At 70.7% G+C, this 10183-nt stretch carries 10 protein-coding genes; all 10 read left to right on the top strand.

Going from position 1 to position 10183, the window contains the following annotated elements; all coding sequences use genetic code 11:
- Positions 1-3 precede the first annotated feature (3 nt).
- The 10 genes from ACLJQE_RS26220 (at position 4) to ACLJQE_RS26175 (ending at position 10178) form a co-directional block, all read left to right on the top strand.
- Positions 4-996 carry an LLM class flavin-dependent oxidoreductase gene (locus tag ACLJQE_RS26220; RefSeq protein WP_410642006.1) on the top strand — a complete coding sequence of 331 codons (993 nt, stop codon included), beginning with the start codon at positions 4-6 and terminating at the stop codon, positions 994-996.
- A 452-nt stretch (positions 997-1448) separates the two neighbouring features.
- Positions 1449-2243: an MlaE family ABC transporter permease gene (locus tag ACLJQE_RS26215; RefSeq protein ID WP_410642005.1), complete on the top strand. Its 795-nt coding sequence runs from the start codon at positions 1449-1451 to the stop codon at positions 2241-2243.
- Position 2244: 1 nt separating this feature from the next.
- Positions 2245-3096: an ABC transporter permease gene (locus ACLJQE_RS26210; protein ID WP_310974598.1), complete on the top strand. Its 852-nt coding sequence runs from the start codon at positions 2245-2247 to the stop codon at positions 3094-3096.
- Positions 3093-4367: an MCE family protein gene (locus ACLJQE_RS26205; RefSeq protein ID WP_410642004.1), complete on the top strand. Its 1275-nt coding sequence runs from the start codon at positions 3093-3095 to the stop codon at positions 4365-4367. Before ACLJQE_RS26210 ends, ACLJQE_RS26205 begins: the two co-directional genes overlap by 4 nt.
- Positions 4364-5368 (top strand): MCE family protein, encoded by a 1005-nt coding sequence (locus ACLJQE_RS26200; RefSeq protein ID WP_410642003.1) that lies wholly within the window; start codon positions 4364-4366, stop codon positions 5366-5368. The genes ACLJQE_RS26205 and ACLJQE_RS26200 overlap by 4 nt, the downstream gene beginning before the upstream one ends.
- Positions 5365-6357, top strand: a complete 993-nt coding sequence (locus ACLJQE_RS26195; RefSeq protein ID WP_410642002.1) for an MCE family protein — start codon at positions 5365-5367, stop codon at positions 6355-6357. The genes ACLJQE_RS26200 and ACLJQE_RS26195 overlap by 4 nt, the downstream gene beginning before the upstream one ends.
- The gene (locus ACLJQE_RS26190) at positions 6354-7388 is read left to right on the top strand and encodes an MCE family protein (RefSeq protein WP_410642001.1); all 1035 of its coding nucleotides are present in this window, start codon (positions 6354-6356) and stop codon (positions 7386-7388) included. The genes ACLJQE_RS26195 and ACLJQE_RS26190 overlap by 4 nt, the downstream gene beginning before the upstream one ends.
- Positions 7385-8479, top strand: a complete 1095-nt coding sequence (locus ACLJQE_RS26185) for an MCE family protein (RefSeq protein WP_410642000.1) — start codon at positions 7385-7387, stop codon at positions 8477-8479. The genes ACLJQE_RS26190 and ACLJQE_RS26185 overlap by 4 nt, the downstream gene beginning before the upstream one ends.
- Positions 8479-9687: an MlaD family protein gene (locus ACLJQE_RS26180; RefSeq protein WP_410641999.1), complete on the top strand. Its 1209-nt coding sequence runs from the start codon at positions 8479-8481 to the stop codon at positions 9685-9687. The genes ACLJQE_RS26185 and ACLJQE_RS26180 overlap by 1 nt, the downstream gene beginning before the upstream one ends.
- Positions 9675-10178, top strand: coding sequence for a hypothetical protein (locus ACLJQE_RS26175; RefSeq protein ID WP_410641998.1), 504 nt, complete (start codon positions 9675-9677; stop codon positions 10176-10178). The genes ACLJQE_RS26180 and ACLJQE_RS26175 overlap by 13 nt, the downstream gene beginning before the upstream one ends.
- The last annotated feature ends 5 nt before the right edge of the window (positions 10179-10183 follow it).

Genomic DNA, 10183 nt, shown 5'->3' with positions numbered 1-10183 from the left:
GTTGTGAGCTCACTGCCTGACGTGCCGCTGTCCGTGCTCGACCTGTCCCCCGTCTCGGAGGGGAACACCGTCGGCGAGACACTGCGCAACACCCTGGACCTCGCCCGCGCCGCGGAACGGCTGGGCTACCACCGCTACTGGCTGGCCGAGCACCACAACATGCCCGGCATCGCCAGCTCGGCCACCGTCGTGCTGATCGGGCACGTCGCCGACGCCACCGAGCGGATCCGCGTCGGGTCGGGCGGGATCATGCTGCCCAACCACGCGCCGCTGGTGGTCGCCGAGCAGTTCGGCACCCTGGAGGCGTTCCACCCGGGCCGGATCGACCTCGGCATCGGCCGGGCACCCGGCACCGACCAGCGGACGGCGCTGGCGTTGCGCGGCCCCGGCGGGCTGTCCGCGGAGAACTTCCCGGAGCACCTGCAGGAGCTGATCGGCTACTTCACCCATTCGGAGGCTCGCGGCGTCAACGCGGTGGTGGCCGAGGGCAACCAGCCGCCGGTGTGGCTGCTCGGCTCGAGCGGCTTCAGCGCCCAGCTCGCCGGGCGGCTCGGGCTGCCGTTCTCCTTCGCGCACCACTTCGCCGCCGAGAACACCGTCCCGGCCGTGCAGCTGTACCGGGAGAACTTCCGGCCCGGGGTGCTCGAGGAGCCGTACGTGATGCTCGGCGTGTCCGTGGTCGCCGCCGAAACCGACGAGCGCGCCCGCTTCCTGGCGGGCCCCAGCGGGCTGACGTTCCTCAGTCTCCGCCGCGGCCGCCCGATCGCGCTGCCGACGCCGGAAGAGGCCGCGGAGTACCCGTACACCGAGATGGACCGCGCGTTCCTGGCCGAGCGCTTCGGCTCCAGCATCGTCGGCTCGCCGGAAACCGTCCAAAAGGGACTTGAGCAGCTCCTGGCCGACACCGGCGCGGACGAGCTGATGGTCACCACGATGGTCCACGGCCACGCCGACCGCGTCCGCTCCTACGAGCTCCTCGCCGCCCTCAAGTCCTGACCCGCCGGCCCGTACCGGAACGGTCGGCTCGCGTACCGGAACCGTCGGTTCGCGTACCTGGACGGTCGGCTCGCCGTCCGACTCCCCAGGTACGCGAACCGACCCTCTGGGTACGCGTGTCGACCGTTCCGGTGCACGGGAATTGACACCGGCGCGCAGGACGTGCACCGCCGCGGTGCCCCGGAGGCGAGTTTCTTTTCCTCTGCTGACAACAAGATCGGGTCCGTTTGTCAGTAGCGGACAAGAAATGCGCGGTTACCAGCCCGTGACCCCGTGATCCCGCTCAAGTTCTTGTCTCCCAGCAAGGCCGTCGTTAGCGTACCGACCAGTAGGAAACGGCACGGTGCCCCCGAGACCGTGAATGGCCGGCAATTATTAGCCCGTTCGGTCCATTTCCCCTTGGTCATCTCGGGTGTATTCGGCGTGCCGCCGAAACCGCTGGAGGCACACGAATGGCGGAACGAACGACGACGACGTCGTTCCCGGGGGCGGCCGCACTGCGGCAGACCGGACGGCTCTACGGGCTCGGCCTCGACGTCGTCCGGCTGACCTTCCGCCGCCCGTTCCAGGTCCGGGAGCTGATCCAGCAGTTCTGGTTCATCGCGAGCGTGTCGATCCTGCCGACGGCGCTGGTCTCGATCCCGTTCGGCGCGGTGATCGCGCTGCACATCGGCTCGCTGACCACGCAGATCGGCGCCCAGTCGTTCACCGGCGCGGCGAGCGTGCTCGCGATCATCCAGCAGGCCAGCCCGATCGTGACGGCGCTGCTCATCGCCGGGGCCGGCGGCAGCGCGATGTGCGCCGACCTCGGCTCCCGCACCATCCGCGAAGAGATCGACGCGATGGAGGTGCTCGGCGTCTCGCCGGTCCAGCGGCTCATCGTGCCGCGGGTGCTCGCCGCGATGGGCGTCGCGGTCTTCCTCAACGGCATGGTCAGCGTCGTCGGCGTGCTCGGCGGCTACTTCTTCAACGTGGTCATGCAGCACGGCACCCCGGGCGCCTACCTGGCCAGCTTCTCCGCCCTGGCCCAGCTGCCCGACCTGTGGATCAGCGAGATCAAGGCCCTCATCTTCGGCTTCGTCGCCGGGGTCGTCGCCTCCTACCGCGGGCTCAACCCCAAGGGCGGCCCGAAGGGCGTCGGCGACGCGGTCAACCAGTCCGTGGTCATCACGTTCCTGCTGCTGTTCGTGCTGAACCTGATCCTCACCACCGTCTACCTGCAACTCGTGCCGCCCAAGGGGAGCTGAAGTGACGACCACGGACCTCCCGAGAACCGCGCGGGTACGCGAGGCCGTCGACCGCCGGTTCGGCTTCCTCGACACCCTCGGCGACCAGATCCTCTTCTTCCTCCGCGCGATCGCCTGGACCCCGCGTGCCCTGCACCGCTACCTGCGCGAAGTCGTCCGCCTGCTGGCCGAGGTCAGCTTCGGCAGCGGCGCGCTGGCCGTCATCGGCGGCACGATCGGCGTGATGATCGGGATGACCGTGGCCACCGGCACGGTCGTCGGCCTCCAGGGCTACTCGGCGCTGAACCAGGTCGGGACGTCGGCGTTCGCCGGGTTCGTCTCCGCCTACTTCAACACCCGCGAGATCGCGCCGCTGGTGAGTGGCCTCGCCCTCTCCGCCACGGTCGGCTGCGGTTTCACCGCGCAGCTCGGCGCGATGCGGATCTCCGAGGAGATCGACGCGCTCGAAGTCATGGGCATCCCCAGCGTCCCGTACCTGGTGACGACCCGGGTGATCGCCGGCTTCCTCGCCGTCATCCCGCTGTACGCGATCGGGCTGCTGTCGAGCTACCTCGCCTCCCGGCAGGTCACCGTGTGGTTCTTCGGCCAGTCCGCGGGTACCTACGACCACTACTTCCTGCTGTTCCTCCCACCCGGCGACGTCCTGTGGTCGTTCGGGAAGGTCCTGGTGTTCAGCGTCGTGGTGGTCCTGGCGCACTGCTACTACGGCTTCCGCGCGAGCGGCGGGCCGGCCGGCGTCGGCGTCGCGGTGGGCCGTGCGGTGCGCACCGCGATCGTCGCGATCAGCGTCCTCGACTTCTTCCTGTCCCTGGCGATCTGGGGCGCGACGACGACCGTGCAGGTGGCCGGATGAGACGCGATACCCGCCGCAAGGCCGGGGTCCGCACCGCCGGGGTGCTGTTCCTGGTGGTGATGGGCGTGCTGGTGACGCTCTCGATCAAGGTGTACGAGAAGGACTTCGTCACCACGGTCCCGGTGACGCTCAAGGCGAGCCGCATCGGCAACCAGCTCTCGCCGGGCGGCCAGGTCAAGGCCCGCGGCGTGCTCGTCGGCGAGATCCGCGACGTGCGGGCGACGCCGCAAGGCGCCGAGATAGCGCTTGCCCTGGAACCCGGCAAGGTGGACATGCTGCCGCGCAACGTCTCCGCGCTCCTGGTCCCGAAGACGCTGTTCGGCGAGCGGTACGTCCAGCTGTCCATCCCGGACGGCGAGCGGGCTCCGCACCTGGTCGCCGGGGACGTCATCGAGCAGGACCACTCGGCGAACGCGGTCGAGCTGGAACGGGTCTTCGACAACCTGCTGCCGGTGCTGCAGGCGGTCCAGCCGCAGAAGCTGGCGACGACGCTGACCGCGGTTTCGACGGCACTGGAGGGACGCGGCGAGCAGCTCGGCCGGACGATCGGCACCGCCGCGGACTACCTGGAGGAGTTCAACCCCCACCTCCCGCAGCTGACCTCGGACGTCCGGGACCTCGCGACGGTTTCCCGGCTCTACGGCGACATCGCGCCCGACCTCCTGGACGCGCTCACCGCCTCCGCGGTCACGCTGAACACGGTCGAGGAGAAGCAGGCCGACCTGGCCGGGGTGTACCAGCAGGTGACGTCGTCGTCCCAGGAAGTCACCACGTTCCTGGCGAACAACCGGGACAACCTCATCGCACTGGCCGCCGACAGCCGCGCACCGCTGGAGATCGCGGCGAAGTACTCCCCCAGCTTCGCCTGCACGATCGGCTCGCTCAACGCACTGAGGAAATCCATGGACAAGGTGCTCGGCGCGGGCACGAACGAACCGGGCGTGCACGCCGAGGTCGCGGTGACCGCCGACACCGGCAAGTACCTCCCGGGCCGGGACGACCCGCGCTTCACCGGCGGCGGCGAGCCGCGCTGCTACCCCTCCGGCGTCGCCCCCACCGCGGGCACCGCCGCGGCGGCACCCGGCACCACCGGCCACCCGCTGCTCGCCGGCGGCCAAGGCGACCTCGGCGTCGCGAACTCGCCGCAGGAGCAGCAGCTGCTGGCCACGCTGGTCGCGCCGTCGATCGGGGTGCCCGCCGGCGCGGTCCCGGACTGGAGCAGCGTGCTCGTCGGGCCGCTCTACCGCGGCACGGAGGTGACGCTCAAGTGAGGAACATCGCCGCCCCGCTCATCAAGAGCCTGATCTTCATCGCCGTCACCGCGCTGGCGACGACGGTGCTGGCCATCTCCATCACGAACTCCGGCGTCGGCGCCACCGAGGGCTACACGGCCAAGTTCCTCGACGCCACCTCGCTCAACGTCGGCGACGACGTGCGCATCTCCGGGGTCCGCGTCGGCCAGGTCTCCTCCCTCGAGATCGGCGACCGCAACCGGGCGGTGGTCGGGTTCTCCCTCGACCGGGGCCGGCGGCTGCCCGCCGACGTCCGCGCGATCATCAAGTACCGCAACATGGTCGGCCAGCGTTACGTCGCGCTGGAGCGCGGGAACACGGCCACCCGGGAGCAGCTGCCCGAAGGCGCCGAGATCCCGCTGGACCGCACGACACCCGCGCTGGACCTCACCGACCTGTTCAACGGCTTCAAACCGCTGTTCCAGGCGCTGTCGCCGAACGACGTCAACGAGCTCTCCGGCGAGATCGTCCAGGTGCTGCAGGGCGAAGGCGGCACCGTCGAGAGCCTGCTGCAGCACACCGGTTCGCTGACCACCACCCTCGCCGGGCGCGACCAGGTGATCGGCGAGGTGATCGGCAACCTCAACGAAGTGCTCAAGACGGTCAACGGCAAGGGCGACGCGCTCGCGAACCTCGTGTCCACCCTGCGGGAGCTGGTCTCCGGGCTGGCCGGCGACCGCGTCGCGATCGGCGACGCGATCAGCGGGATCGGCGCGCTCACCGAGTCCACCGCCGGCCTCTTCGAGCAGGCCCGCCCGCCGCTGAAGGACAGCATCGCCGGCCTGAAGGACGTCGCCGGGACTCTGGCCCAGAACCAGTCCGATGTGGACAGTTTCCTGACCAACCTGCCGGTGAAGTTCGACGCGATCGGCCGGACCGCCACCTACGGGTCGTGGATGAACTTCTTCCTCTGCCGCGCCACGCTCGAAACCACGCCCCAGCGCGGCGTGTTCGTCCCCACGCCGAGGTGCGAATCGTGAAGTCCTTCAAGGAGCGCAACCCGCTCGTACTCGGCGTGATCGGCAGTGTCGCACTGGCCGCGCTGCTGACCGTCACGTTCAACTACGACAACCTCCCGGTCGTCGGCGGCGGCACCACCTACGAGGCCGAGTTCTCCGAAGCCGCCGGCCTGCAGCCGGACGACGAGGTCCGGATCGCCGGCATCAAGGTCGGCGAGGTCCGCGACGTGCGGCTGGCCGACGACCACGTCCTCGTCTCCTTCCGGGTCAAGAACGCCTGGATCGGCGACCGCACGTCCGCCGAAATCAAGATCAAGACGTTGCTGGGCCGCAAGTTCCTCGCGCTCAACCCCACCGGCGAGGACGTCCAGCAGCCGGACCAGCCCATCCCGCGGACCCGGACGGTCACGCCCTACGACGTCACCGACGCCTTCAACGGCCTGGCCGACACCGTGGGCGCGATCGACACCAAGCAGCTCGCGGACAGCTTCACCACGCTGTCGGACACCTTCCGCAACTCCCCCGAGCACGTCCGCAGCGCGCTCGACGGGCTGTCCCGGCTGTCCAAGACCGTCTCCAGCCGCGACAGCCAGATCGCCGAACTGCTGTCCAACGCGCGGAAGCTGACCACGACGCTGGCGGATTCCAACGACGACTTCGAGAAGCTGATCGGCGACGGCAACCTGCTGCTCACCGAGCTGAACAGCCGCCGCGACGCGATCCGCGACCTGCTGGACGGCACGGCGCGGCTGGCCGGGCAGCTCAGCGGGCTGGTGCGGGACAACGCCGACGCGCTCAAGCCGGCCCTGCAGTCGCTGAACCAGGTCACCGACCTGCTCAAGCGGCAGAACGACAACCTCACCCGTGGCCTGCAGCTGGCCGGGCCGTACTTCCGGGTGCTCACCAACGCGACCGGCAACGGCCGCTGGATCGACGCCTACCTCTGCGGGCTGCTGCCCGAGAACCACGACCCCTGTACCCCGCCGAAGAACCCGGGAGGAGCGAAGTGAGCGCGTTGACCACCACCCGCGCCGGCGTACTGGCCAGCCGTTTCGTCGCCGCCGCGCTGCTGCTCGCCCTCGTCGTGACCGCGGCGCTGTGGTGGGTGTTCGCCGGTTCCGGCCAGCACCACGTCACCGCGTTCTTCACGCGCGCGGTCGGCGTCTACCCCGGCTCGGACGTCCGCGTGCTCGGCGTCCGGATCGGCCAGGTCGACGCGGTCACCCCGCGCGGCGAGCAGGTGCAGGTCGACCTGAGCCTCGACGGCTCGGTCGGCATCGCCGAGGACACCACGCTCCTGGTGATCGCCCCCAGCGTCGTCGCCGACCGCTACCTGCAGTTCGCCAAGCCGGCCCGCGGCGGGCCGCGGCTGCCGGACGGCGCGTCCATCCCGATCCAGCGGACGGCCACCCCGGTGGAGCTCGACCAGCTCTACGCCAGCCTCGACACGATTTCGAAGGCACTCGGCCCGAACGGCGCCAACGCCCAGGGCGCGCTGTCGGACCTGCTGACGACCGGCGCGCAGAACCTGCAGGGCAACGGCCGCGCCCTCAACGACAGCGTCCGCAACTTCGCCCAGCTGGCCCGCACGCTGGCCGGCAACTCGAGCGACCTGTTCGGGACGGTCGGCGAGCTGCAGCGGTTCACCACCATGCTGGCCGCCAACGACAGCCAGGTGAGCAACGTCAACCAGCAGCTGGCGCAGATCTCCGGCACCCTGGCCGCCAACAGCGGCGACCTGGCCAGGGCACTCGAGGGCCTCGGCCACGCGCTCGCCGACGTCCAGGCGTTCATCCGCGACAACCGCGGCGCGCTCAAGGCCAATGTGGACAACCTGGTGACGACCACGCGCACGCTGGTCGAGCAGCGCCAGTCACTGGCCGAAACGCTCGACGTCGTGCCGCTGGCGGTGACGAACGTGCTCAACGCGGTCGACCCGGCCACCGGGCGGCTGCTCGGCCGCGGCAACTTGGACTACTACCTCCAGCCGCTGCCGCTGCCGGTCACCGGCGAGGTCTACACGAGCGGAGGCGGGCGGTGAAACGGATCCTCACGGTCGTGACGATCGGCTGCCTGGCCCTCGCCGGCTGCTCGCCGGGCGAGTTCAAGGGGGTCTACGACCTGCCGCTGCCGGGCGGCGCCGACGTCGGCGACCACCCGTACTCGGTGACCGTGCAGTTCGCCGACGTGCTCGACCTGGTACCCCAGGCCGCGGTGAAGGTCGGGGACGTCCCGGTCGGCCGGGTGCGGGAAGTCCGGCTGGGCGGGGACGGCTGGACGGCCGAAACGGTCCTGGAGGTCAACGGCGACGTCGTGCTGCCCGCGAACGCGGTCGCGCGGCTGCGCCAGTCCAGCCTGCTCGGCGAGAAGTTCGTCGAGCTCGCCCCACCGGACGGTGACGCGAAAACCGGTGACGCGAAACCCGCCGGGACCGCGCGGCTGGCGAACGGGGCCACGATCACCCTGGACCGCACCAACCGCAACCCCGAGTTCGAAGAGATCTTCGGCGCGCTTTCCCTGCTGCTCAACGGCGGCGGGATCGGGCAGCTGCAGACGATCAACCGGGAATTGTCGAAGGTGATGGACGGCAACGAAGACCAGATCCGGTCGTTCCTCTCCGGGGTCAACACCCTGGTGACCGACCTGGACGCCCACCGCTCGGACATCACCGAAGCGCTCGACGGGCTGAACCGGCTCTCGGCCACGCTCGCGAACCGCCACGAGCAGGTCTCCGGCGCGCTGACCGACCTGACGCCGGGGCTGCGGACGCTCACCGAGCAGCGCACGCAGCTGGTGTCGATGCTGCAGTCGCTGGACCGGCTTTCCACGGTGGCCACCGACGTCGTCGACCGCACCCGCGACGACATGGTCGCCGACCTGCGGGCGCTCGCCCCGATCCTGGGGCAGCTGGCCGCGGCCGGGAAGGACCTGCCGCAGTCGCTGCAGATGCTGCCGACGTTCCCGTTCCCGGACTCGGTGCTCGACGCGGTGAAGGGCGACTACATCAACGCCTACGCCTCGATGATCCCGGCACCCGGCGTGCCGCTGCCCCCGCCCGGCGAAGGTGTCCCGCCGGGCCTGCCGACGCTCCCGCTGCCGAGCAGCGGGAGCCGGGTCTCCGGAGGCAGCTGATGCTGAGCCGCAGAATACGTGTCCAGGTGGTCCTGTTCGTCGTGATCGCGCTGGCCACGACGGCGTTCGTCGGGGCGAACTACGCCGGGCTGGGCCGGTTGTTCGGTTCCGGCAGCTACACGGTGAAGCTCGAACTCGCCGAGGGCGGCGGGCTGTTCACCAACGGCGAGGTGACCTACCGCGGCGTCGCCGTCGGCCGGGTCGGCGAGCTGCGGCTCACCGTCACCGGGATGGAGGCGGACCTGCTGATCGACGACGCGGCCCCGCCGATCCCGGCGGACTCGCGGGCCGTGGTGGCGAACCGCTCGGCGGTCGGCGAGCAGTACGTCGACCTGCAGCCGCGCACCGCCGACGCGCCCTACCTCGACGGCAGCTCGGTGATCCGGCGCGAGTCGACGACGCTGCCGCTGCCGGTGAACAGCCTGCTGACCAACCTGGACTCGTTCACCGCGTCGGTGCCGACCCAGGACCTGCGCACGGTGGTGAACGAGCTCGACGACGCCCTGCGCGGCACCGGCCCGGACCTGCAGACGCTGATGGACTCGGCGACGACGTTCACCCAGGAGGCGAGCACCCACCTGCCGCAGACGTCGAAGCTGATCGACGACGGCGCGACGGTGCTGCGCACCCAGATCTCCTCGTCGGCGGAGTGGCGTGCGTTCAGCAGCAACGCCCGCGTCTTCGCTCAGCAGCTGGCCAGTTCGGACGGCGACCTGCGGCGGCTGATCGCGGCCGCCCCGCCGGCGGCGTCCGAGCTCGCGGGCCTGCTGAAGGAGAACGACCCCGGCCTGCCGATCCTGCTGGCCAACCTGCTGACCACGGCCCGGGTGTTCGGCACCCGCACCGCTGCGGAAGAGCAGTTCCTGGTCAACACGCCGAAGGCGGTCGCGGCAGTGGGCTCGGCGCTGAACAGCTCCGGCGACACGCTGCGGATGGGGCTGGTGCTGAACTTCGACGACCCGCCGCCGTGCACCCAGGGCTACGAGAAGACGCCGCACGAGCCGAGCAACAACCTCTCGCCGATGCCGTTCCGCACCGACGCGGCCTGCACGCTGCCGTACGGGAACGAAAGCTCGGTCCGCGGTTCGCAGAACGCGCCGCACCCGCCGGTCCCGGCGCCGGCGCTGCCGGGCGGGCTGGCCGGCCCGCTCGGGCTCGGCACGCAGGCGACGGCGACGAGCCTCGAGGAGATGCTGTGGCTGCGCTGAAGCTCGCGTCGGTGGCGCTGACCGCGGCGGCGGCCGTGTTCGCGGGCTGGTCGGGGTATTCCTGGTACGCAGCGGCCCACTCGCCTTCGGTGACGTACGGGGTGGCCCGCGACGAGGCACTGGCGGCCGGCCGCACGCTGGTGGCCCAGCTGAACACCCTGGACCACCACGACGTCGACGGCGGGCTGGGCCGCTGGCTGTCCGCCTCGACGGGGCCGCTGCACGACCAGCTGGCCCGCACGGACGAGACGACGAAGAAGACCCTGGCGGCCAACGCGACGGTGGCGACCGGCCGCGTGGTGGACGCGGCGCTGAGCGAGCTGGACGAACACGCGGGCACGGCGAAGCTGCTGGCCTCGGTGGAGATCACGATGGCCAAGCAGGGAACGGCCCCGGCGGTCAAGCGCAACCGCTTCGCGGCGGCGCTGAGCCGGACCCCGGACGGGTGGAAGCTCAGCGCGCTCGACCAGCTGCCGGTGGGTGCCCGATGAGCCGC

Origin of the sequence: Amycolatopsis sp. lyj-346, from assembly GCF_046548975.1 — a bacterium.
Classification (GTDB): Bacteria; Actinomycetota; Actinomycetes; order Mycobacteriales; family Pseudonocardiaceae; genus Amycolatopsis.
Note: the sequence above shows the minus strand (reverse complement) of the source record. Positions and strands in the feature narration are given on the sequence as shown.